At 58.7% G+C, this 23,294-nt stretch carries 28 protein-coding genes and 1 tRNA gene; 25 read left to right on the forward strand and 4 right to left on the reverse strand.

Features of this window, described 5'->3' with window-relative positions; genetic code table 11:
* Positions 1-130 precede the first annotated feature (130 nt).
* The gene (locus C8264_RS06825) at positions 131-382 is read left to right on the forward strand and encodes a hypothetical protein (protein WP_108460215.1); all 252 of its coding nucleotides are present in this window, start codon (positions 131-133) and stop codon (positions 380-382) included.
* Positions 383-787: 405 nt separating this feature from the next.
* Positions 788-985, forward strand: coding sequence for a Flp family type IVb pilin (locus C8264_RS06830; protein ID WP_108460216.1), 198 nt, complete (start codon positions 788-790; stop codon positions 983-985).
* A 177-nt stretch (positions 986-1,162) separates the two neighbouring features.
* On the opposite strand, the gene C8264_RS06835 is transcribed toward C8264_RS06830, so the two are convergent.
* Both C8264_RS06835 and C8264_RS06840 read right to left on the reverse strand, forming a co-directional pair.
* Positions 1,163-1,639, reverse strand: coding sequence for a PIN domain-containing protein (locus tag C8264_RS06835; RefSeq protein ID WP_108460217.1), 477 nt, complete (start codon positions 1,637-1,639; stop codon positions 1,163-1,165).
* The gene (locus C8264_RS06840; protein WP_162783495.1) at positions 1,639-1,917 is read right to left on the reverse strand and encodes a hypothetical protein; all 279 of its coding nucleotides are present in this window, start codon (positions 1,915-1,917) and stop codon (positions 1,639-1,641) included. Before C8264_RS06840 ends, C8264_RS06835 begins: the two co-directional genes overlap by 1 nt.
* A gap of 134 nt (positions 1,918-2,051) precedes the next feature.
* On the opposite strand from C8264_RS06840, the gene C8264_RS06845 reads away from it, so the two are divergent.
* The 20 genes from C8264_RS06845 to C8264_RS22075 all read left to right on the forward strand — a co-directional run bounded on the left by C8264_RS06845 (position 2,052) and on the right by C8264_RS22075 (position 16,382).
* Positions 2,052-3,305 (forward strand): phage portal protein, encoded by a 1,254-nt coding sequence (locus tag C8264_RS06845; RefSeq protein ID WP_205245629.1) that lies wholly within the window; start codon positions 2,052-2,054, stop codon positions 3,303-3,305.
* A complete protein-coding gene (locus C8264_RS06850) occupies positions 3,305-3,661 on the forward strand; it encodes a gene transfer agent family protein (RefSeq protein WP_108460219.1) in 357 nt (118 codons plus the stop codon). The genes C8264_RS06845 and C8264_RS06850 overlap by 1 nt, the downstream gene beginning before the upstream one ends.
* Positions 3,661-5,169: a phage major capsid protein gene (locus C8264_RS06855; protein WP_108460220.1), complete on the forward strand. Its 1,509-nt coding sequence runs from the start codon at positions 3,661-3,663 to the stop codon at positions 5,167-5,169. Before C8264_RS06850 ends, C8264_RS06855 begins: the two co-directional genes overlap by 1 nt.
* A 1-nt stretch (position 5,170) precedes the next feature.
* A complete protein-coding gene (locus C8264_RS06860; RefSeq protein ID WP_108460221.1) occupies positions 5,171-5,782 on the forward strand; it encodes a phage tail assembly chaperone in 612 nt (203 codons plus the stop codon).
* On the forward strand, positions 5,782-6,138 hold the full coding sequence (locus tag C8264_RS06865) for an HNH endonuclease signature motif containing protein (RefSeq protein ID WP_108460222.1): 357 nt from the start codon (positions 5,782-5,784) through the stop codon (positions 6,136-6,138). The genes C8264_RS06860 and C8264_RS06865 overlap by 1 nt, the downstream gene beginning before the upstream one ends.
* Positions 6,135-6,623 (forward strand): hypothetical protein, encoded by a 489-nt coding sequence (locus C8264_RS06870; protein ID WP_108460223.1) that lies wholly within the window; start codon positions 6,135-6,137, stop codon positions 6,621-6,623. The genes C8264_RS06865 and C8264_RS06870 overlap by 4 nt, the downstream gene beginning before the upstream one ends.
* Positions 6,620-6,910 (forward strand): head-tail connector protein, encoded by a 291-nt coding sequence (locus C8264_RS06875; protein ID WP_108460224.1) that lies wholly within the window; start codon positions 6,620-6,622, stop codon positions 6,908-6,910. Before C8264_RS06870 ends, C8264_RS06875 begins: the two co-directional genes overlap by 4 nt.
* Entirely contained in the window at positions 6,910-7,335 is a 426-nt protein-coding gene (locus tag C8264_RS06880) for an HK97-gp10 family putative phage morphogenesis protein (protein WP_108460225.1), read from the forward strand. The genes C8264_RS06875 and C8264_RS06880 overlap by 1 nt, the downstream gene beginning before the upstream one ends.
* A complete protein-coding gene (locus C8264_RS06885; protein ID WP_108460226.1) occupies positions 7,332-7,742 on the forward strand; it encodes a DUF3168 domain-containing protein in 411 nt (136 codons plus the stop codon). Before C8264_RS06880 ends, C8264_RS06885 begins: the two co-directional genes overlap by 4 nt.
* Positions 7,742-8,056, forward strand: a complete 315-nt coding sequence (locus tag C8264_RS06890) for a phage head closure protein (RefSeq protein ID WP_281261436.1) — start codon at positions 7,742-7,744, stop codon at positions 8,054-8,056. The genes C8264_RS06885 and C8264_RS06890 overlap by 1 nt, the downstream gene beginning before the upstream one ends.
* On the forward strand, positions 8,053-8,448 hold the full coding sequence (locus C8264_RS06895; protein ID WP_108460228.1) for a phage terminase small subunit P27 family: 396 nt from the start codon (positions 8,053-8,055) through the stop codon (positions 8,446-8,448). Before C8264_RS06890 ends, C8264_RS06895 begins: the two co-directional genes overlap by 4 nt.
* Positions 8,423-10,048, forward strand: coding sequence for a terminase large subunit (locus C8264_RS06900; RefSeq protein ID WP_108460229.1), 1,626 nt, complete (start codon positions 8,423-8,425; stop codon positions 10,046-10,048). The genes C8264_RS06895 and C8264_RS06900 overlap by 26 nt, the downstream gene beginning before the upstream one ends.
* A 12-nt stretch (positions 10,049-10,060) precedes the next feature.
* On the forward strand, positions 10,061-12,163 hold the full coding sequence (locus C8264_RS06905) for a phage tail tape measure protein (RefSeq protein ID WP_108460230.1): 2,103 nt from the start codon (positions 10,061-10,063) through the stop codon (positions 12,161-12,163).
* Between the two features lie 11 nt (positions 12,164-12,174).
* The gene (locus C8264_RS06910; RefSeq protein ID WP_108460231.1) at positions 12,175-12,789 is read left to right on the forward strand and encodes a hypothetical protein; all 615 of its coding nucleotides are present in this window, start codon (positions 12,175-12,177) and stop codon (positions 12,787-12,789) included.
* Between the two features lie 51 nt (positions 12,790-12,840).
* Complete coding sequence (locus tag C8264_RS06915; protein ID WP_108460232.1) at positions 12,841-13,299, forward strand: hypothetical protein; 459 nt, start codon at positions 12,841-12,843, stop codon at positions 13,297-13,299.
* 840 nt (positions 13,300-14,139) lie between these two features.
* Positions 14,140-14,331: a hypothetical protein gene (locus C8264_RS06920; RefSeq protein ID WP_108460233.1), complete on the forward strand. Its 192-nt coding sequence runs from the start codon at positions 14,140-14,142 to the stop codon at positions 14,329-14,331.
* A gap of 50 nt (positions 14,332-14,381) precedes the next feature.
* Entirely contained in the window at positions 14,382-14,912 is a 531-nt protein-coding gene (locus C8264_RS06925; protein ID WP_108460234.1) for a hypothetical protein, read from the forward strand.
* Between the two features lie 116 nt (positions 14,913-15,028).
* A complete protein-coding gene (locus C8264_RS06930) occupies positions 15,029-15,322 on the forward strand; it encodes a hypothetical protein (protein WP_108460235.1) in 294 nt (97 codons plus the stop codon).
* The gene (locus C8264_RS06935; RefSeq protein WP_108460236.1) at positions 15,322-15,540 is read left to right on the forward strand and encodes a hypothetical protein; all 219 of its coding nucleotides are present in this window, start codon (positions 15,322-15,324) and stop codon (positions 15,538-15,540) included. The genes C8264_RS06930 and C8264_RS06935 overlap by 1 nt, the downstream gene beginning before the upstream one ends.
* A gap of 95 nt (positions 15,541-15,635) precedes the next feature.
* The gene (locus C8264_RS22075; RefSeq protein WP_162783496.1) at positions 15,636-16,382 is read left to right on the forward strand and encodes a hypothetical protein; all 747 of its coding nucleotides are present in this window, start codon (positions 15,636-15,638) and stop codon (positions 16,380-16,382) included.
* 15 nt (positions 16,383-16,397) lie between these two features.
* On the opposite strand, the gene C8264_RS06950 is transcribed toward C8264_RS22075, so the two are convergent.
* The gene (locus C8264_RS06950; protein WP_108460239.1) at positions 16,398-18,041 is read right to left on the reverse strand and encodes a site-specific integrase; all 1,644 of its coding nucleotides are present in this window, start codon (positions 18,039-18,041) and stop codon (positions 16,398-16,400) included.
* Between the two features lie 150 nt (positions 18,042-18,191).
* A tRNA-Gln gene (locus tag C8264_RS06955) sits at positions 18,192-18,265 on the reverse strand.
* A 185-nt stretch (positions 18,266-18,450) separates the two neighbouring features.
* On the opposite strand from C8264_RS06955, the gene C8264_RS06960 reads away from it, so the two are divergent.
* The 3 genes from C8264_RS06960 (at position 18,451) to C8264_RS06970 (ending at position 23,247) form a co-directional block, all read left to right on the forward strand.
* On the forward strand, positions 18,451-19,380 hold the full coding sequence (locus C8264_RS06960; RefSeq protein ID WP_108460319.1) for an ArsR/SmtB family transcription factor: 930 nt from the start codon (positions 18,451-18,453) through the stop codon (positions 19,378-19,380).
* Between the two features lie 133 nt (positions 19,381-19,513).
* On the forward strand, positions 19,514-21,025 hold the full coding sequence (arfA, locus tag C8264_RS06965) for an arabinosylfuranosidase ArfA (protein WP_108460240.1): 1,512 nt from the start codon (positions 19,514-19,516) through the stop codon (positions 21,023-21,025).
* 302 nt (positions 21,026-21,327) lie between these two features.
* Positions 21,328-23,247 carry an ABC transporter substrate-binding protein gene (locus C8264_RS06970; RefSeq protein ID WP_205245630.1) on the forward strand — a complete coding sequence of 640 codons (1,920 nt, stop codon included), beginning with the start codon at positions 21,328-21,330 and terminating at the stop codon, positions 23,245-23,247.
* The last annotated feature ends 47 nt before the right edge of the window (positions 23,248-23,294 follow it).

Consider the following 23,294-nt stretch of genomic DNA (forward strand, 5'->3'; position numbering starts at 1 on the left):
ACATGGAAGCCGAATCATGAGCCAACGGGAACTCGGTCAATTGTGACCACGAATGATACCCTGCTTCAGGCGAGCGGGTTTTTCATTTTCGTGGTCGCGCATGCCGGCGCTCCACAGGAGTGCCTTTGACATGAAGACTGAAACAGTCCCCACAGCCGCCCATAGCTTTCCCGGTCCCTTCGGCGTCGTCACGTTGATGGAAGACCCGCTAGAAGCGATCTTCGACCTTGCCGAGACGTTGCTCAACCTGGACCTGCAAGACACCAATGAATGCCGCGTGGTGCATCGGCTTGCCGGTCTAATCAAGGGACATCACGCGAAAACAGACAAGTTGCGCTGCGAACTGTTTCGCCTGACGCATCCCAACACCAGCGCGGCGTGAACGAATCTCTCGGCGATAATCATTTAGCGGGCCGGGTGGTGATGCCCGGCCTTGCGCTATGCCACTACGCCAATAGAGCTTTACCGACCTAGTGACCTAGTGCCCCAGACACCAACCAGACGTCGCCAGCATCTATCGCTAGGGCGCTCTCAGGCGGACGAAGCTCAACAGTTACTACCGAAGCTGAAAGTGGAAGCAGATAGACCTCATTGGGATGAAGCCGGCCCAAGATGACCGGACGTTATGGTGTCGAGCAGGAAGGCACCTTGAAGCGCCGGGCTGAACTTGTTGAATCCGTTAAGTATCCATTAACCAACAAATCGTAATAAAAGTTTAGCCAATTGCTTTAACTTGGCATCAATTCACCGTTGCTATGTTGCAAGCATCAACAACGGGGCTCAGTAAATGAAGAACCTTCTGAAGAACTTCGCAAACGACGAAAGCGGCGCGACCGCAATCGAATATGGCCTGATCGCTGCCTTGATCGCAGTGGGTATCATTGCTGCAGCGACAGCGCTCGGCGGCAGCTTGGATGGTCTCTTTAGGGGTATCTCGGGCCAACTTGACGCAGAAGCTACTAAACTTCCGGCACCCAAGACCTAAGAAATTCCCTGCTACCTTACCAGGCTCGCAGGGATAGCGTAGCAGCCAACGTCACATTGGACTGCTACAAGAAACCCCACCGTTCGCGGTGGGGTTTTTGTTTAGGCCCTCATAAGTTGCTACGGTCTGTTTGAAGCCGCCTAGTGGAGCTTGTTGAGGCAGTAAATTACCGCTAGCTCATTCGCCTTCTCGCTCAATTCGCGCTTCGCGCAAATGGTTGTAGTTATATGCTTCGTGACCCGCAGTGATGGCTGCAACATGCAGAGCCGCGTCAGCCGTTAGTAACACGCAGCCTTCGGCGGCTAGGGTCAACAAGATGGCGTCAGTCATACCTAGGCTAGTAAACTGCGGGTGGTTGGAGGCATCCGAGCTACTGCGGTAAAGCTCCGTCGAGCTCCTTGCAATAAGAGCGAGGGAGTTGCTGATTTTTGTTCTGTATGGTTCAGTAATGCTCAGGGATAGATTTGAAGTCTCTGCTAAGACATGCGGGCAGAATATAAGGCGATCATAGAGCGCCACGAACTCTGTTACTTCATCGAAATCGCGCGGGGAGTAAGCGCGTAGCTTCTTATGCTGATCAATTAGCTTTCTATCCGCGAGTCCCACCGTCAGCAGAACTGCGAGGTTGGCGTCTAGGAGAAGGTCGTCCACCATCAGCCGCCGAAATCTGTCCTTTTCATTGCTCGAACTTCCCCCGTATCGTCCTTAATGAAAAATACCCGGTAGGCGCGCTTCGGTGCGCTCTCACCTGTTATTGTCGACATCGCATTTCGAACTGAGTTCCACGGGCGAGAAAATCCTATGGTTACTTCCCATTCATTATTGTTTTCGTTGAATTCTATTTCTTCTAGACCGATGTTTATAGGCTCTTCGTCCGCCATGATGTCGCGGACATAGTTCTTTGCTGTCGAGATTGCGTCTTTGATTTGCATGCCAGCCTCCATTGCAGACCTCCTTAGCAAAACTGCGGGCCGTAAACAACGCAAGCAAAAATTCGCCGAATAGGGGATTCACATTTTGTTCTCGCTCAGGCATATTGTGGTAATATATTACCGAATGAGCAGACTTGTTCCCCTTTCCCGACTACCTCACCGGCCTCTTCCGCAAAGCCGATCCTGAGCCATCAGCACCGAAGCCGGTGACGCTTACCGACCCGCTGGCCTCTTGGCTGTTCGGTGCCGTGCCGACCCACTCCAACGTGTCGGTTACGCCTAAGTCGGCAATGCAGATCCCAGCGGTATCATCGGCAGTGGAGTTGATCGCGGAAGCGGTGGGCACTTTGCCCGTCAAACTTTTCGTGCGTAATGCCAAGGGCAAGGAAGCCGACCCGGCGCACCCTGCCTTTCGCCTTGCGCATGATGAAGCCAACGACTGGACCAGCGCTGCCGAGCTGCGCACGCAGCTCACGCGCGATGCGCTGTTGCACGATAAGGGTGGCTTCGCTCTCGCCAACCGCACCAGCGATGGCCGAGTCGTCGAGTTCATCCGGGTTGACCCGACGACCGTTGAACCCAAGACCAATGAGTCCACCGGCGAACCCTTCTACATGGTCCAGCAGGGGCGGAAGGCCGTCCGCTATGAATACCGCGACGTGCTTCACATTCGCGCCTTCGATGATACCGCGCCTATCACCCGTGCCCGCAATGCCATTGGCCTTGCCATGTCGCTTGAGCAGCACGCCGCCCGCCTTTTTGCACGTGGTGCCCGCCCGTCCGGCATCCTCAAGCATCCCGGAAAGCTTGGCGCTGAGACCGCCAAGCGCCTTAAGGAAGGTTGGCAGGCCAGCCAGTCCGGTGACGCCAGCGGTGGCACCGCACTGCTTGAGGACGGCATGGATTTTCAGGCGCTGACCTTCAACAGCGTGGACTCTCAGTTCCTTGAGCAGCGCCGCTACCAGACTGAAGAAATTGCCCGCGCCTTCCGGGTGCCACCCACCATGCTTTTCGACCTCACACGTGGCACCTGGGCGAATACCGAAGAAATGGGACACCAGTTCCTTACCTATACACTCCGGCCTTGGCTGGACGCATGGGAGTGGGCTTATGCCCGCGTGCTGCTGTCAGCTGAAGAGCGCACCCAGCGCTTCTTTGAGTTCATTGCCGACGACTTACTCACCGTGAGCCACGGCGCGCAGGCCACCGCGTTCGGCCAGTATCGCAGCATGGGCGTTTTGACTGCCAATGAAGTTCGCGCCGCCCGCAACCTGCCGCCGCTTCCCGGTGGTGATGAGCTGGGCAGTCCGCACATCAATCCCGACCCGGCACTTACGCCGAAGGCCGACAACGACAATCCACCTGATACCGAGAAAGACGCCGCCTGATGCACAAAGCATTCTTTGGCGACCGTGAGCGGGACTTCTCGCTCACGCCGCACCTGATTCCTGAACTTGAACGCATCACCGGCAAAGGCATTGCGGCCATTGTTGGAGGCGTGCGCCGCGCCAGCTTTGCCGAGCTGGTCAACACGATCCGGCTGGGTCTCATTGGCGGTGGTGTCCATCCCGAGGAGGCCACCTCCCTTATCAATGCCTATGTGAAGGCGCACCCGCTGGGCGAGGTGCATCTGCTTGCACTGGACATTCTCAACGACCTCTGGACCGGCCCGACTGACCAGCCCGTCAATGACACCGCTGCCAGCGGCGACCTTGCCGCTACACTCAACGGTGGTGCCGTCTGATGGAGAAGCTCGAAATCAAGGCGGAAGTCAGCATCGATGACGCTGGCACTATTACCGGACTGGCTTGGCCGTTCGGCACTGCCGACAGTGTTGGTGACGTCATCGAAAAGGGTGCTTTCACCCTTCCGCCCGCACTGCCCATCGTCATGGAGCACGATCAGTCTCAGGTTGTCGGTGTCTGGGAAAGTGCTGCCGAAACTGATGCCGGGCTTGAGGTGAAAGGCCGTCTCTTCGTGGAAGGCATCGGCCCGGCCCGCAAGGCGCGCGACGACATGCGCAGCAAGCGCATCACCGGACTGTCCATCGGCTTCAAGGCCAATGGCTTCGACCCGCTGCCCAGCGGTGGCCGTAAGTTCAACGCCCTCACCATCACCGAAATCTCTCTTTGTCGCCGTCCGGTTCATCCCGGCGCGCGGATTACCTCTGTCAAATCCATCAATCAGGAAACCCGTATGGACCCCAAAACGACCGACGAAAACGCTGCGCTCGAATTGAAGGGAGCAAACGACAACATCGCCAAGCTCACCGCACGGCTGGACAAGGTAGAGGCCAGGGCCAATCGCCCGCTTGCTGCGAATGACAACCAGCCCGGCGCTGCCAATGACAATGAGCGCAAGGCGTTTGCCGATTTCATGCGCAATGGCGACACCACCGAAGTGAAGTCGCTGGGCTATGGCTCACCGTCAACCGGCGGCATTCTGGCACCTGAACAGGTTGCCACGACCATTCTGGAAAAGGTGGCTGAGTTCTCGCCTGTCCGCACCCTTGCCCAGACCATCAGCATGTCCGGCCCGCTGCTTCAGCTTCCGCGCCTCGTTGATGAGGTCGAGCCGGTGCCCGTCACTGAAACCGCCGCCCGCACCGAAGATGAGCCGACCTTTGACCAGATCGACCTCAAGCCCTTCGAAATGGCGATCATCGTCCCGGTCACTCGCATCCTGCTTGAAGATGCCCAGATCGACCTCACCAGCTACCTGAGCAATCACGTTGCCCGGCGCTTCGGCCAGAAGGAAGCCGCTTGGTTCGTCAACGGCAATGGCACCACGCAGGCCGAAGGGGTTCTCACCTCTGATGCCGTCGCTGAGCATGAAGTTGCAGCCATCACTGGCGACGACCTCATTGACCTCTTCTATTCGATCAAGACTGCCTATTCGTCCAACGGCGCTTGGCTGATGAACCGCAAGACCATGTCCGTGGTGCGCAAGCTCAAGGACACCGATGGTTCCTACATCTGGGAACGCGGTATTGCCGGTGGTCAGCCGCCTTCGCTGCTTGGTCGTCCGGTCTATGAGGCCGTGGACATGCCTGACATTGCCGAAGCGGCAACGCCTATCGTCTTTGGTGATTTTGCAGCCGGTTATGCCATCGCGGACCGGACCGGCTTCGAAATCATCCGTGACGACCTCACCGGCGCTGGCAACGGCATCGTAAAGCTGCACGCGCGCCGTCGCGTGGGTGGTCGTATCATCATGGGCGAAGCCCTGACGAAGCTGAAGATCGCAGCCTAAAATGAAGCTGGGCGCGGACGGCATCTATGTCGAGTTGGCAGGCGAGGCTTTCGAGCTTCGCCCGTCACTTCGCGCCTGCATGCGTCTTGTTCGGCGGCATGGGCTCACCAGCCTGCTTGCCGCCGTGCAGGGCTTCAACGTCACCACCATCATGGACGTGTTGAGGGAAGCTGCCGTCAAGCCCAGCCTGTTGCTGGCTGAGATTGAAGCTATTGGCCTTGGCGCTGTCCGCAGTCGGCTCACCGGGCCGCTGGCAGAGTTCGTCCTGGCTGTTGCGGGTATTGATCCCGACGACGCCACGCCCTCTGAGCCGGCACCGGGCAAGCCCGGCAATCCTGAGCGGGTGTTCGCCCAGCTCTTCGGCATAGCGACGGGCGCGCTGGGCTGGACCCCGGAACAAGCATGGAACGCAACACCCGCCGAAATTATCGCCGCACACAATGGGCAGACCGCACATCTCATTCGGACTGGCGTGCTGGTCGAACAGAAGCCCGGCCAGACCGCAGACCACTACACCGAAGCGCAGCTCAAGCAGATCGAAGCGGAAGGCCGCGACCCGGCTTTCAATCGCGCTGGCCTTCATGCCCTCAAAGGTAAGGAGCGCGTTGCCTGATGCCCGTAGCTCCACCCCGCCTTTGCCGTTGCGGCAACATCGTTGCTTCCGGGCAGCGCTGCGCTTGTCAGATCGCAGACGACCGCGCCCGCAAGGCCCGCCATGATCGTCGCCGCCCTTCGTCTGGGCAACGCGGCTACAACCACGAATGGCGCAAAGCCCGCGCCGCCTATCTCATCACCCATCCCCATTGCACCCATCCCGGCTGCAATGCAGCGGCCAGCCACGTGGACCACATAACCCCGCACAAGGGTGATTATGCCCTGTTCTGGGACCGCGCCAACTGGCAGGCCCTTTGTGCCCATCACCATAACAGCACCAAGCAGCGCGAAGAGCGCAGGCAGGTGGACCAGTGACGCCCGAAGAAGCCTGCGAGATCGACCGGCTTGAGTTTGAAGCCGACTGCCGTGCTGCACGTGAGCGCGCCTTCGCGCTCATTGCTGAGCGCCACGGTGCCGAGCGTGCCCGCGTGCTGCGCTGGATCAATGACGAACGCCCTCCGCCAACAGTTCGCTTCAACCCTAAGCCTACACCGGCACGCAGCGAACCTGCGCTGCCGATAGCGAAGCCGAAGCGCGAACGCCTTCTGTCCGGAAAGCCGCAGTATGCGCGTGGCATGAGCATGACCTTGCGAGAATGGGCAGACTTTCTCGGCATCAGCCTCAACACCCTCTCCCAGCGCATGCACAAGACTCGCTCCTTGGAAGCTGCCATCGCCATCGGTGACTTGAAACCGACCGGCAGGCGAAAGGCGGGGGTGGTCCCGAACTTGCCAGCTCTTGAGGGGACCGGCGGGGGGAGCACCGCGCAAGATTTTTCCGAAATAGAGTTTTCACAGTGACCGCACTTTCCGACCTTAAAGCCCAGCTCAACATCATCGATGATGATGCTGACGACGACCTGCTCACCGGCATGATTGCCGACGCGCTGGACCATACGCGCAGCGCAATCGGCGCTGAGACGCCCGTCAACTATGACGATGCGCCGGGTGGCCTTCGCCGCGCCGTCCTGATGCTTGCTGCCCATTTTTACGAGAACCGTGAGGCCGTGCTTGTTGGCGTGAGCGCCGATGAGCTGCCGCTGGGCTTCTGGGAACTGGTCGCGCCGCATCGGAAATGGGTGTTCTGATGGCGTATTCTGCGCAGGTTCAGCGCCTTATGCGGCGCATTGAAAGCATCCCCGACGCTATCCGGCAGGATATGCAGCCCAGCATCGTGAAGTCTGCCGAAGAGCTGGCTGGCATGATGGGGCATCTTGCCGAGCCGTCGCGCGACACCGGCGCGCTGATCGACAGCATCGAAGTGACGCCGCCCGGCGGCAACACGCCCGCCTATAGCCAGCCCGGCGGTGAGCGCACCGCCCATGAGCTTGAGGCCATCGTCACCGTTGGCAACCACGCCGTCCGCTATCCGCACCTTGTGGAGCATGGCACCGCCAATGCACCGGCCCAGCCCTTCTTCTGGCCTGCCGTGCGGACCCTTCAGAAGCGCATCAACAATAGGATCAACCGCGCTATGCGGAAGGCCATCAAAGAGCATTGGAGTAACCCGTGACCGAACCCAGCCTTGCCTTGCAGGCGGCCATTCGTGCCCGCCTCATCGCCTCGCCGCATGTGATGGAGCTTGTGGAGCCCCGCGAAATCCGCGATGGCGACACCCGGCCCGATGCGTTTCCGAGCATCATCCTTGGCGCTGGGCAGGTCGTGATAGCCGGTCACTACACCAACTATCGGAACGTGACCGCCTATCTGGACCTGCACATTTGGGCAGAAGGCGACGGGCTTGAGAATACCAAGACCATTGGGGGTGCCGTTTGGAACGCCATCGGTCGTGACCTCACGGTGCCGGGCTTTGACCTGCATGACGGCATCCGCGTCGAGCGCAGCATCTACATGCGCGACCCTTCCGGTTGCGGCCATGGCGTTGTGAGCCTGTGCGCAAACATGGGGTATCACCTGTGATGCGCGCCGGGCGGTTGGACCGCACTATCACCTTGCAGCGTGAGACCGAAACCGTCTCACCGGCCGGCACCGTCACGTCCACCTGGACGGATTTTGCCACCCTGCGCGCCGAGCTGTTGAGCAACGTGTTTGCCGAAGTTGCCCGCGCCTATGGCGAGGGTGATGGCGCGGACATGGTGTTTCGCATCCGGCACTATCATGGTCTCACCACCAAGGACCGGCTGGTCTATGCAGGTCAGCCCTATGGCATCACCGGCATTGTCGAGCTTGGCCGCCGCCGCGCGATGGAGCTGCGTTGCGAGGCGCTGTCATGAGGGGACGCAAGCCCAGCACCATCGTGAACGGTAGCAGTCCGGTTACGGTTGTTCCGTCACCCCCGAGCTACTTTCCCAAGGATGCCAAGGCAGAATGGCGCAAGATCGCGCCAATTCTTGTGCTCGAGCGCAAGACGCTCACCGAAGCCGATATGGGCACGCTGGAGAGCTACTGCCTTTCCACCAGCACCATGCGGCAGGCTCAGCGCATCATCAATGTGGATGGCCTGGTCACGGCAGAAGGCAAGCGCCATCCCGCCTTCGGCATCATGAACGCTGCCCAGACCACCCAGCGGCTTTGCGCTGCCGAGCTTGGCTTGACGCCTGTCAGCCGGTCACGGCCTGCCGTGCGCAGCGAAGAGAACGATGACGATAACCCCTTCGGCATCTAGCACCTATCCGGCATGGATTTACGACGGCACGCCCATCGAAGACACTTTCGGTGACGGTGAGCGCGCCGTGCAGTTCCTGCGCTGGCTCAAGCATCCCAAGAGCAAGCTGCCCGGCAAGGGCTTTCAGCTTGACCCCTGGCTTGAGCGCACAGTGCGCCGCATCTATGGCCCGCGCCATCCGAACGGCTCCCGCATCGTCAAGACGGTGGTGCTGTTGCTGCCGCGCGGCAATCGCAAGACGAGCATGGCGGCAGCGCTGGCGTTGTTGCACACCATCGGCCCGGAACGGGTGCCGCATGGCGAAGCCATCTTTGCCGCTGCCGACCGCAAGCAGGCCAGCATCGCTTTCAAGGAAGCGCTGGGCATTGTGCAGGCGCGTGCCCAGATCAGCGGCGCGGTGAAGGTCTATGACGCACATAATAGCGCGAAGAAGATCGTCTATGCCAAGGAGCGGGTGACGCTCGAAGTCATCTCTGGCGATGCTGGCACGCAGCATGGCCGGACGCCCAATTTTGTCCTGGCCGATGAGCTGCACGTCTGGCCGAACTTCTACCTCTGGGAAGCCCTGCAGTCCGGTCTCGACAAGTCCGACAATACCCTCATGGTGGTGGCGACGACTGCCGGGCGCGGGCAGGAAAACGTCGCCTGGGAACAGATCGAAGACGCCCGCAAGGTGGCGCGTGGTGAGGTTCTAGACCCGTCCATCCTGCCCATTCTCTTCGAAGCCGACCGGGATGCCGATTGGCGGGATGAGGCGGTTTGGTATCAGACCAACCCCGGCCTTGCTCATGGCTATCCCAGCCTTGACGGCTTCCGCCGCGCCGCCGCCAAGGCAGAGCGCAGCATGCGCGAACGACAGAGCTTCAAGCAGCTCAAGCTCAATATCTGGCTGGACCAGTCCACCGACCCATTTGTTGACATGGAAGTCTATGACCGTGGCGCTGGTGAGGTGGAGCCGTTGGACAATGAGCCGTGCTGGATCGGTGTGGACATGTCCACGACGACCGACCTCACCGCCGTTGTGGCTGCCTTCCGCGATGAGCATGGCACCATCAGCGTCAAGCCGCACTTCTTCCTGCCCGGCGAACTATTGCGCGATCGTGCCGACCGAGATGGCGTGCCTTATCCCGAATGGGCCGAGCAGGGATATCTAACGGCCACGCCCGGCAACGTCATCGATTATAGTGCGGTGACGGAATACCTGGCTGAGCTTTGCGCCCGCTATGACGTGCGAGAGTTGAACTTTGATCCGCACTTCGCCCAGCCGGTTATGGCACCGCTGCTTGAAGAGGGCTTGCCAGTTCTCACCATACGGCAAGGGTGGGTAACGCAGTCCCCTGCCCTCAATGAGCTTGAGCGCGTCATCGTCGGCGGCAAGTTCCGGCATGGTGGGGACCCACTGTTGCGCTGGTGCTTTTCCAACGTCGCCATCCACACTGACAGCGCGGGCAATCGCACCATGCACAAGGGCAAGAGCACCGGGCGCATCGATGGTGCCGTTGCCACATGGATGGCCGTGTCACGCGCTGCCGCGAACGATAACCACGCATCAATTTATGACGACCACGAAGCCCGTCCGGGCGGCTTCCTCATGTTCTAGAAGGGACGACCATTGAATAACGATCAGATCCTCGCCGTTTCGGTTGAGGCGCGTATCAACAAGCTTGAGCGCGAAATGAAGAAGGCCAGCGGCATCGTCGGCAAAAATTTTGACTTTATTGAAAGGCGCAGCAAGCGCGCTGCCACTGACATCGAAAAGCACTTCTCTGGCCTTGGCTCACGTATGGGCGGCATCGGCAAGAACATGGCCGCTGGCTTCGTTGGTGGTCTCGCCGCGGGCGGCATCATGGGCATTCTTGACCGTGGTGGTGAGCTTGCGCGCGGCATCGCTGAAATTGGCGATGAGGCAAAACGCGCCGGGCTGAGCATCGAGACCTTTCAGGAATTGAAGTATGTCGCTGAGCAGAACCGTATCGGCGTTGATAGCCTTGTTGACGGCATCAAGGAGCTGAACCTGCGCGCTGATGAGTTCGTCATCACAGGTGGCGGCAGCGCCGCCGAAGCGTTCCACCGTCTTGGCTACAATGCCGAAACCTTGCGGACCAAGCTGCGCGAGCCTTCGGCACTCTTCACCGAAATCATCGGCAAGTTGGGGCAGTTGGACCGAGCCGCGCAAATCCGTATTGCCGATGAGATTTTTGGCGGCACTGGTGGTGAGCGCTTCGTGCAGCTCATCGAGCAGGGCGGGGATGCCATCTATGCCACGCGTCAGGAAGCGCACGACCTTGGCCTGATCATGAGCGATGAGCTAGTTGCCAAGGCAGATGAACTGGACCGCCGGTTCAATGCGGTTGCCAACACTGTGGGCAGCGCGCTCAAGCAGGCCATTGTTGGTGCAACCTTGGCGCTGGTGGACTTTCTCAACACGTTCAACCAGCTCCCGGCCATGGTCAATCTGCGCGCCAGCACTGCGCCGCTGGGCACGCGTGACATGTCCATTATGCAGCGCCAGCTTGCCGACAAGCAGGCCGCACTTGATGGCGTGCTTGAGCGGGAAGCTAACGGTGAGCTAAGCGGCTGGTTCAACACCGGCATCGGCCATGATGACGCCAAGGACAGCTTGGCCGCTGAAATTGCCGACCTGTCCGCAGCTATCGAGAAGCGTAGCGACCCTAGCCAGTTCGACGTGGCCAGCGTCTTTGAAGGCCTCAATACGCCGACCTATGGCAGCGTAGAGGAAATGCAGGCAGCGCTCAGCCCGCCGCCTTTGGAGATCGTGGTGGAAGGTGCCAACACCATTCAGCCGCTGCCGCGTGTTGGCGGCGGTGGTGGTAGACGTTCGGCCAGCGCCATGCGCGAAGAGCGCGATGCCGCTGCCGAGCTTATTGCCGAGCTTGAGGAAGAGCTGCGCGTCATCGGCATGTCCGAAGTCGAGAGGCGCGTTGATGCCGAGCTGCGTCGTGCCGGCGCTTATGCGACCGATGCGCAGAAGGCCAGTATCCGTGACTTGGTGACAACCATCGAAGCCGAGACCGCTGCTATGGATCGTATGCAGGCAGCGATGGACAATGCCAAGGGTTTGGCAAAGGATTTTTTGAGTGGTTTGCTGGGCGACCTGCGCAGTGGTGTTGATGGTGCCACGGCACTCGCCAATGCCTTTGGCCGTCTTGCTGACCGCCTGCTCGATATGGCGCTGGACACGCTCATCAATAGCTTGTTCTCCAACCTGATGGGCGGTGCCGGTGGTGCTGGCTTTCTGGGCGGTGTCTTCGGCTTCAGTGAGGGTGGCGTTGTCGAGGCCGCAACGGGCGGTTTGATCCGGGGACCGGGCACCGGCACCAGTGACAGCATCCCCGCCCGGCTGAGCGACGGTGAGTTCGTCGTGCGGGCATCGCAGACGGCGAAGCATCTGGACCTGTTGCGCGCGATTAATGACGGCAAGGTAGCTGCCTTCGCCACTGGTGGACTTGTGGGTGACGGTTCGGCCATCCGGGCGGCAAACGACAATGTGCGCTTTGCCAATAACAACGGTGCACCGGTGGTGACGATCAACGCGCCGGTGACGGTGACTGCGTCGGGCGGCACTGAAGCCCAAAATAACGATTTGGCAAAGCGGATGTCCCGTCAGATGGAAGCGACTATGCGCGGCTTGGTGGCATCGGAGATTGCGAAATCGATGCGTCCCGGCAATGTTGCAAATACAAGGAGCAGGTAAGTGGGGACTAGATGAAAGCTGACCGCGTATTTTGGGCGTTTGTCTGCGTCGAGTTGCTGCTCATAGGCGCCCTCATTGGTTCAATGACCACCACTGGCATAGATGCGACCAATGCACCTTATGGTGCGCTTGAATACTTCCTCTTTCGATATCAAACCATGTTAGCCGGTGCTGCCGCCCTAGTTGCAGCCCTATGGACCACGAGCGCGGTTCGGAAGCAGATTAGTTCAGCCGAGGCACAGCATCAGTTAGAGCGTTTCGATTCCCGCGAAGGTGAGTTAGATGCTCTACAGGGACTAGTCGAATACCTGGACAGCATGAAGCCTTATTCCGAATACGTTCTGAAATGGGGCCGGAAGATAAATGAACCGCCTTTAAACCTGCAATATCGGGTCTCAACGCATACTTCTTACCGGGTCAGTAACCGCTTCAGCGAGATCACTGACATGATAGAGAAATACAACACTTCAGACCGAAGAGCTGTTGTGATGTATAGCGATCCCGGTGACGGTTCCACTCAACACAGTGCGATGGCGATGATGCTGCTGGGCGCAGCGAATGCACTGGCTGACTTCAGTCGAGAGCGGATCGATGAAATCATGCGTCTGGCACCAAAACCCACTTGAGCTCTTACATGTTAACAGGTAGAATGCTTTCTTGTTAACGCGAGAAAGTGCATGCCTAAACACATCGTAGTGCCCGACGAGCGCGAAGCTCAGCTTCGCCAGATCGCAGCCAAACATAACGTTACCGTAGCCGAAGCCGTTGGCTTGCTCATCGGATGGGCCATTGAGCAGGGCAAGGTCCCTGCCTCTATTCCCACCATCGACGTGCGCCGTGTCGGCAATGAGGTTCAGGTAGACTTTGGCGAGTTCCAGCGCGTGATGTCGCTGGACCTCGCCAAGGCCTTCGCCACGACCCTGCGCTGGTTTTCCACCACCAAGGTTAAGGGCATCCCCGCCGCTGTCACTGAGCTTGCTCAGGCGCTAAGCGGCTCGCACCTTGTCGGCATCAGTCGTCGGGGCACTTCAATCAAGATCGCGGGTGAAAATGGTAGGGAGCGAACCCTTGCGCCCTCAATCGCCCGCGAACTAGCGGTGCTCATCGAGCGCAGCGCTGCCGGTCATCCGCTATAAGTAAGTCTGACGCAGGCCGAACCGGGTAGTTAGCCCGGTAAGGAGCATACTGGCACCGACCAATGACCGCGACACCGGGATTAAGACCGGCGCGATGAGCCCGCCAGAGGCGACCGGAAGATCGGCAAGTCCGCTCCCCGATACATGCTATCGGACGCTCTTGCAGGTTGAGGCCGATGGCATTGCCATGAAACTCACCAGAACAATGATTGCGGCTCTGTTGAAAGCCCCACAGGATGGGAAAGCGACAACCGCATGCCATGGCTAGGTAGACGGTATGCCAGCCATGGTGCCTACCGTGTTGCCCGCAAGGGCAGGATATCGGAGCTAATGCAGGTCAATGGACACCGCCTGCTGGCCTAACAAGCCTTGGCTCTTCACCACTTCGACGGATGAGACTGAAGCCATATCCCCCTAGACCAAGCAGCTTTCCTATTGGGTGCTGCGTGGTCTAGGGGGATAAGTCTTGCTCTGGATGAGGGAATGATAAGCAGGTCATGCTTCACCCTTCCGGGATGGAAATCACACACAGGTAGCGAGCGAAGCGAGCTGGCAAGGCCGAAGGCCGCGCAGGCGAGGCGCGCAGCGCCGAGTAGTGCCCAGTCATATGATTGGGCTTTCTTCTGCACTTCGCCCGTTGCGTCGCTATAACGAAAATAGGCGGTCAGGGATTTCCACCTACTAGTGGACCGGCCTGCCTGCGGGCCGGGTAGGCAGGCCGTCTTCAGCCGAAGTAAGTAAGGAATTACTTACGTTGTTGCAGTGGCTTAACGTTGGTTTCTGCTTGATGACGATTCCTGACGTATGGGAATCTGATGCGGCAAACCAAGGGAGGCACCCGTGCACGACCATCACCTTAACGATGAAACCTATGCGGCGCTTCTGGCCGCGCTACCGCACGTCAAACCCGACCGCTTCACCGGCATGCTTGAGCCTCATTGCTTTGCCGAAGTGCTTGGCGAAGCCGGCGGCATCTGGCCCGAGAGTGTATTGCCGGACCAGACGCGGGAGGCGGGAGAGGAAGCCGCTTGACTTCCATGGTAACGGTAACTATAAGACCGTTACCAAATGGAGATTTGCCGATGGCGCTGACACCCGCAGAAAAGCAGAAGCGATACCGCGAAAGGCAGAAGGAAGCCCGTAAGGCCGCTCCGGACCTCACCGCGAATTTCCTGCGCACTCCATTTTTTGAGTATGTGGATGGGCGCGAAGAGTGGGGCATGTATTTCGATATGATGGGGATTGATCCGCCGTCATTCGAAGACGATAGCGGCCCTAAGTCAGCCTGGGGCGAAGTTGAGGCCGGTGGTGAGGAAGCCGGGGAAGACCCCTACGGCGCGTATTCCAAGGACTCGTTAGGTCGCGCCGAAAGCATGGTTTCACTCCTGCTTGATGCAGCAACGGCGCTTGCGCACACCATCAACAGCTACAAGCTGGCAGAGATCGACGCCCGTGTTGCTGAGGTCGAGCAAGCCGACTTGTCCGACCCAGCGGCTAGGGCCAAAGGGTTGCAGGACATCGTGACCTTGCAGGGCATCAGAGCCAGCTTGGCAGGGAAGACGTTCCGGCGCTCATTCGCTGAAATCAGCGTGAAAGGCAGCTACTCAGAATAAGAAATTCCGCACCAGGCATGGCCACGTCGCCAAACAGAAGCCCGACCCGGCGCGGATTAGAGCAGTGCGTGGGCGCTCTTTGATAAGCCTACGCAAGTGACTTGGAGATATGTCACATGACGCATTTTACTCTCATTGAAAACAACGGCAAGCCTGTAACGCCGTCAACTGTGATGACGATGAGCCGCCGCCACTTCAACAGCTATCTTTACTACCTCTATGATTGCCAGAAGCGCGGCGTGAGCAATGACGCCGACGCGGACATGGTGATTGCCGACGCTGCTTACGTTGAGGTGCTGCTGTCACCGGACGGCCCGTTGGTCGCGGTCCATCATGGCGAGCGGGCGGATTTGGTCACGGTGTTCCGTGCAGCCATCGATCCGGCTGACCTCGGCGTGGAGGCGGCATAATGGCTCTCGACTCGCGCCTTATGGCGATGGTCGCCAAGGCCAAGGGGGCGTATGAGCGTCCCGACATCGAGCCTTCCCTGCTGAACGACCTCGCAGAACTTGGGCTGGCAAAGGCCACCAAGAAGGACTTGCAGCGCATCGTGGTTCGTGCAGCCAAGCGGGACCAGGAGGACGCACTCCGCCGTGAGGTGCTGGAAGAGTTGGATAGCCTGAACTAGCCCATTCTGCACTGAGCACCCGCGCCGCCCGACCTTAGTGGTTTGGCGGCGCTTGTCTTGTAAGATGTCCTGCGCTTATTCGAGTCGGTATCGCCATGCAGTGTGCTTATTGCCAACAAGACAGGAAGCTCATCGATGCACACATTATTCCACGACCATTTCATCCGGAAGCCGATGGTGCAGAAGCCGTTATCCTTGCCGGCCCCGACAATCTTGCATACCCCAGAAGAGCCCCCGTTGGCGTTTATGACCAACACATCCTCTGCGCAGAATGCGACGCAAAACTGGGAGAACTCGATCAGCACGCTGTTGAATGCCTCCTTAGAGGAGCGTGTCACAGCTTTGTCCATCAAGGACAGGCTAGAGGTAAAACTTACGACACGGCTGACGCTGACACTATTCTAAGGTTCATCGTCGCAGTCGCGTGGCGCGCTTCAATCGCGCGTCACGAAATGTTCGAGCGCGTTACATCAGAAAAATACGAATCTGAGATGCTTCAAGTTCTCAAAAGCGGTGATCTCCTGAACTTTGATGCCGTTATCGCAGAGTTTGATGAGAACACCGTTGGATTTCTTAATCCGCACCAAAGCCGGTTCGATGGCGTGAGATTCATGGTCATCTACGCTGGCCGCTTCGTATTCTATCTAAAGCTCGACAAGCGCCAGATGCCGTTTAGTTTTCGAACACACTCACTCCGGATTTCTGGTGTTGTTCGGACGGTCGTGCGTGACTATTCGCGCAGTAAAGAATTCAACGTTATGCGAATGATATTCGAGCAACCCCATCTGGCGCGAATGCGGAAAAAATGGGCTTTAGGGCCCAAGCGAAAGAAGGAGCTTTGATACCTTAACTTTCGCTCATGGATAGCTCACAGCCTCGATCAGTTCGACGCGCTTCTGTAAGGTCCCCTGTGGCATCGCCCCATAGCGAGCGGTCATGCTGAACTTGCTATGGCCCATCAGGAAGCCAAATTCCTCATCCATGAAGCCCGCTGCCCGCATGGCGTCCGAGAAGCCATGCCGGAAGCTGTAGAGCGTCAACCCACGCCCTTCCTTGAGGCCAAGCTTCGTCAAGTAGGTGCCGAACTTCTTTTCGAACTTTGCAGCGATATGACCGCGCTCATTCCGCTCTGCTTCCGGGAAGACGCGGCGCTCACCCGCATTGCGCTGCCGCTCCACATGCTCGATAAAGCCCATCCCAACCAGCTTGGAATGGACCGGCACGACCCGGAAGGAGCCCTTGGTCTTGAGGCTCTTTTCCTCGTCACCTTCGTCGGTGAAGTGCATCACCCAGACGCCATGCATCTGCCGAACATCATCCACCAAGAGCTGGGCAATCTCACCCGGACGCGCGCCGGAATACATCATGACATGCGGCAGCCAGTAGCGATGGTCCCTGATCTTGTGATTGCCCGGCAGGTGCCACTTCACTTCGCTCTTGCAGCCTGTGAAGAACGGTGAGGCAAACAGCACCTTGCGCTCATCATCAGTGAAGGGCCGGACGTTCGTCTTGGTCTTGTCTACCGACAGATACATGTCCACGAAGGGATTGGCGGGCAGGTAATCGTGCGCCACCAGCCAATTGCAGAACGCGCTGAACGCTGCGATGTAGCGGTTGACTGTCTTGGCAGTGATCACCGGCTTAGGGCTTTCAAAGCGCCCATTGGCCGCGACAATTTCCTTGATGCCCATGCCCTTGAAAACGCCAGTTTCAGCCGCCTTCACGGGATACTCCATGAGTAGCGCCTTCCACTCCCGCGCAGCCTTCTTGTCGAGCTTGGTCACCGGGAAGTCAGCACCGACCAGTTCAATGAACGTGCCAATATCGCGCCGGGCCTGCATCAGCGCCGCCTCTTTCACCCGCTTGGGGTTTTCCTTGGCATAGCGCTCGAACAGGTCCATCAGCCTTTCACCGGGCTTAGCGACCTCAGCGGTGGCGGCAGGGCGTGTGACGATGGGATCGGCAGGCACACCGGCATAGTTGCCCAAGTCGCGCTCACCGGCGCGCAACAGCACTTCAATTTGCGCGCGCATCAAACGAAAGCACAGTTCGCGATACTGAGCTGTGTTTGATTGCACGGAGAGCTGATGCCGTTCGATGAAAGCTTCCGCCGCCCATTCGATCAACACCGTTTCACCACGTCCAAGATGCTCCCGTAAGGCCTTCAGGTGGTGTTCCCGGTGTCCAAGGAGGCGCGTGGCATTGTTCAGCTCCGGAATGGTGCGCTCAAGCTCATCGGCGCGCAGTTCGGTCGCGTAGTGCTCCCATGTCGCATTAGCGAAATCGGCTTCGCTCATGTCACGCCGACGCCGAAGGTCATCGAACTTGGTGTGCCATTCGGACAAAACGGACAGCTTGCGGACGTTGGCCGTGCGCCGATCCTTGGTGTTAAGCGAACGCGACAGTTCGCTGGTGCTCATGAGGTGCCGAAGCTCAACGGGAACCTTGAGCCGGACATAGTAGACAGAGTTACGAATCTTGAGGTTGGAGCCGGTGGGCATGCGTCATTTCTCCTTCCCCAGGTATTATAGCGTTCGCATCGACTGAGTGCTTCAACAGGTCCAAAGTGGGCCACAGGAGTGGGCCAGCTGGCCAAGCGGAAACCCCTGAGAAACAAGGATTTATTGCAACATCAATGACTTAGGGAGGATTGGCTGGGGAACCTGGATTCGAACCAAGATTGACGGAGTCAGAGTCCGCAGTTCTACCATTGAACTATTCCCCAGCAGGCCGGAACCGGCTGGCGCGGAGAGCATCTCCCGGCGCGGGGTCTGCATAGACAATGCTGGCGGGGATTGCAAGTGCCTAGAATTATGAGCGCATGGAGGTGGGGATAACCGAGGGCGGTTGATTGTATCAGGTAAGTTGATACACATGATTGTCACCAATCCACCTGCCCGAAAGCTTCCCATGAGCCGCAATTTTCTGGTCATCGACCCTGAAGAAGGCATGGAGGTGCTCAAGGGGTTGGCATCGCCGATCAGGGTGCGGATTCTGAAATTGCTGCATATCGAGGGCGCTATGAACGGCAACGACATTGCCGACAAGCTCGCCCTGCCCCAGTCCACGGTCTCGACCAACATCCAAATTCTGGAAAGTGCAGGCTTGATCCGCACCGAGACGCAGAAGGCGCGCAAGGGGAACCAGAAGATCTGTCACTCCATGTTTGATGAGGTGATGGTGATGTTCAAGGAGAACATCAGGCCGTTGCGATCAAACGCGATCGAGGTGGCTATGCCCCTGGGGCTTTATACCAGCTGCGAGGTTTCAGCACCCTGCGGGCTGTGCTCGACGGAAGGGATCATCGGACTGCTGGACGTGCCGGACACGTTTCTCGATCCTGACCGGATGAAGGCCGGGTTGATCTGGTTCACGCGGGGATTTCTCGAATACCAGTTTCCCAACAATGCCAAACTGAGCCAAGCCACGATCGAATCAATGGAATTTTCCATGGAGCTGAGTTCGGAAGTGCCCGGTACTTCGGCAGATTGGCCAAGCGATATCACCCTCTCGGTCAATGGCACCGAGATTGGCACCTGGATGTCGCCGGGAGACTTTGGCGACAAGCGCGGCGTCTATACGCCGGACTGGTGGAAGCTGAAGGGCAGTCAATATGGCAAGCTCAAGAGCTGGCGGGTTACCCACGACGGCACCTATGTGGACGGCGTCAAGATTTCGCCGGTGTCGCTGGTGGATCTTGACCTTGCCAATCACCATTCCATCCGGCTGCGCATTGCAGTGAAGCCCGATGCCAAACACCCCGGCGGCATCAATATTTTCGGGCGTGGCTTCGGGAATTACGACCAGGAAATAATCATGCGATTGCAGACTGATTCCTAACGGACGCCCCACCGCAGCAAGGCCGTTGCTTATGCGGAATTAATTGGCCGCTGCCCTTGCAACCTCGCTCCGATCCCGTCTACAACGGGACAGCTGATACAAATCAGATATACGGGTTCAGTGGGAGGAAAGAGTGAAGGCTTCGGTCGTCGCGCATAAGGATTTTACGATCTCGACAATCGACGATCGTGTCTATGGGGCATTTTTGGAGCATTTGGGGCGGGCGATCTATGAGGGCATTTATGAGCCCGATCACCCGACGGCCGATGAGAACGGCATGCGTGGGGATGTGGCCAAGCTGGTCAAGGACCTCAATGTGCCCGTTGTCCGCTACCCGGGTGGCAACTTTGTTTCGGCCTACAATTGGGAAGACGGCATCGGGCCGCGTGAAGAGCGCCCTACCCGGCTGGATCTCGCGTGGCACACTTCGGAAAGCAATGCCGTTGGCATTCATGAATTCGCCGACTGGTGCGACAGCGTCGGCACGGAAATGATGCTGGCGGTGAACCTTGGTTCGCGCGGCGTCGACGATGCCCGCAATTTCCTGGAGTATGTGAACCATCCGGGCGGCAGCTACTGGAGCGACCTGCGCATCAAGAACGGCCGCAAGGAGCCGTGGAACGTCAAGATGTGGTGCCTGGGCAACGAAATGGATGGCCCATGGCAGGTCGGCCACAAGGACGCGACCGAATATGGCAAACTCGCCGCCAATACTGCACGGGCCATGCGCATGTTCGACAAGTCGCTGGAGCTGATTGCCTGCGGTTCATCGAACTCGGACATGCCGAGCTATCCCGATTGGGAACGCATCGTGCTCGAGCACACCTATGATCACGTCGACTATATCTCGCTTCACATGTATTTCGCCAACCGCGATGACAACACGCCCAATTATCTGGGCCTCAGCGAGAAGCTCGATACCTATATCGAGACCGTGGCATCGACGATCAAACAAGTGAAGGCCAAGAAGAAGTCCAAGAGGGACGTCTACATCTGCTTCGACGAATGGAATGTCTGGTACCATTCGAACAAGAAAGACCGCGAAATCCTGGATGGCAATAGCGGCTGGCCGCATGCGCCCGGCCTGCTGGAGGACATCTACAATTTCGAAGACGTGCTGATGGTCGGGCTGATCCTCAACACCTTCATCCGCCGCTCGGACGTGGTGAAGATCGCCTGCATTGCGCAGCTGGTGAACGTCATTGCGCCGATCATGACGGAAAAGGGCGGCCCAGCCTGGGCACAGACGATCTACTATCCCTACTATTTCGCCTCGATTTTCGGCCGCGGCACGGCGCTGCAACTGCAAACCAAGTCGCCGGGCTATGAAACAACCCATGCCAAGGACACGCCATTCGTAGACGTGTCGGGCGTGCACAATGAAGAAGAGGGCACCCTGAGCTTCTTCCTCGTCAACCGTCACACGAGCGAAAGCATCGAGACGGAAGTGAGCCTGCAAGGTTTTGCCGGCGGCACTATCATCGACCATCAGGTGATGACGCATCCGGACCTGAACGCAACCAATACGGCCGGCAAGCAGGACGAAGTCGCGCCGCGCAAGGGCGATGGGGCCAACATTGCTGGTGGCACGCTCACGGTGACGCTGCCGCCCTATTCGTACCAGATGGTGCGGGTGAAGGTTTAGTCGGCTGCTTTTTCGACTTTCGGTCCCGGCGTCAGCCGGGGCCGTTCGAACGGCAATCAATCACGACATTTGATAGCGGATCGGGCGAATGCGTTAGCAGACTGCTAACCGCGAGAGTTCCTCGCGCTGCTTTGAGGTACGTATCGCAGACTCCGAATGACCGCATCCTCTGTATCATGGTATTTGATTTACATCATCAAACTCGTTGACAGGTCTGATTGCTCGTTTAAGTATGACTTATAGCTGCGCTGGAGGGCGCTGCGAAGCGGGGCGCGGAGGCGCTGCCGCCAAGGGAGAGAAACATGGATAGACGTAGCTTCATGCTTGGCACCGCTGCGGGTGCCCTGTTGATTTCGGCGAAAGGCCTGGCCTTTGCGCAGGAGGCCGAGGGTACTGCACCCGACCTCGCGAGTTTTCCGCGCAACGAGACGTTGATCGTGCACAATCCGGAAGGCGTTATCCGCAATCCGGCCTGGTTCAATCCCTGGGTGGTCGGCGCGGGCGCCGGCATCTCCAACGGCCTGCATCAGTTGACGACCGACACGCTCTGGCTGATCGACCCAGATGCGGGCGTCGAGGGCGCCAGCGAAAACGCCATCTACAACTCGCTCGCGGACGACCTCTGGCAGTACAATGACGACTTCACGGAAATGACCGTGAAGCTCAAGCAGGGCATCACCTGGAGCGACGGCGTGGATTTCACCGCCGACGACGTGGTTTACACGGTCGAGAAGCAGAAGGCGACGCCGGGCACCTCATACAACGGCGCGTTCAACGCCCAGGTGGAAACCGTGGAAGCGGTCGACCCCTACACCGTTCACTTCACCCTCAAAAACCCGAACTCCCGCTTCCACACGCTGTTCTCGGTGCGCTGGACCGGTGCCTGGATCATGCCCAAGCATGTGTTCGAGAAGGTCGACGACATTCTCAGCTTCCCCAATGATCCCCCGGTCAGCCTGGGCGCCTATACGCTGCATTCGTACGACCCGAACGGCACCTGGTATATCTGGCAGAAGCGTGAAGACTGGGACAAGACTTCGCTCGGCATGGTGGGCGAGCCCAAGCCGCGCTTCATCATCTACCGGAACAACATCTCGGCCGATAACCGCCTGATCGAAATGCGCAACGGCAATCTCGACATGGTTCATGACCTGTCGCCGGAGGCCACGTTCTCGATCGTACAGCAGGATCCCGAAGTGCAGGGCTGGTTCCCCGGCTTCCCTTATGCCCATCCGGACCCGACGCTGGTTATGGCGATCCCGAACCACCAGAACCCCAAGTTCCAGGACAAGCGCGTTCGCTGGGCTCTGGCCCTGATGCTCGACGCGCGTTCGATGTCGATGGCGTCCTATCGCGGCGCGGCGACGCTGTCGGCCATTTCGGTGCCACCGACCGGCACCCATCCGCGCGACTACCATGCGCCGCTGCAGGATTTCCTGATCAACTACGAGGTCGATACCGGCACCCGCAAGGTGAAGCCATACGACCCCAATATCGGCATGCAGATCGCGGACATGGTGCGCGGCCAGTTTGGCGACGCCGTGCCGACCGACGAAGCCGCTATCCGCAACGCGTTCGGCTTTGGCTGGTGGAAACAGGACGTTGCAGCCGCAGAAGAACTGCTGACCGCGGCCGGCTTCACCAAGCAGGGCAATCAGTGGATGATGCCTGACGGCCAGCCGTTCGCGTTCCGCGTCATGGTGCCGACCGATGGCGTGGTCAATCGCCTTGGCTCAATCATCGCCCAGACCTGGGCGCAAAATGGCATCGGGGCGGAAGTCGAAGCAGCATCCGACACCTGGGATCGCCAGCGCGTCGGCAATTATGACGTCAACATCGCCTGGGCCGTGGAATCATGGGGCGGTCACCCCGACCTCAGCTTCTTCCTCGACAGCTATCATTCCGAATATGTCGTGGAGCCAGGCGAGTCCCAGCCGGATCGCAACTGGATGCGCTGGTCCGATCCGCGGCTTGACGAACTTATCGAGAAGATTCGCAACAGCGACTTCAACGATCCCAAGGGCATCGAATATGGCCATGAGTTCGTGAAGCTGCATCTCGAGGAAATGCCGAACATCCCGATCATGGCCTATAACGTGTTCTCGGTGCAGTCCAACCGCTACTGGACCGGCTGGCCGAACGTAGAAAAGCCATATGCCAACCCGGTGACCAACTGGGCCAATAGCCGGTACATCTTCACCCAGATCACGCCTGTGGCGTAACGGCGTCCTCCCGGATGGCGTGGCTCCGGCCACGCCACTTCGAGGGG

Origin of the sequence: Devosia naphthalenivorans (assembly GCF_003056355.1) — a bacterium.
GTDB lineage: Bacteria > Pseudomonadota > Alphaproteobacteria > Rhizobiales > Devosiaceae > Devosia > Devosia naphthalenivorans.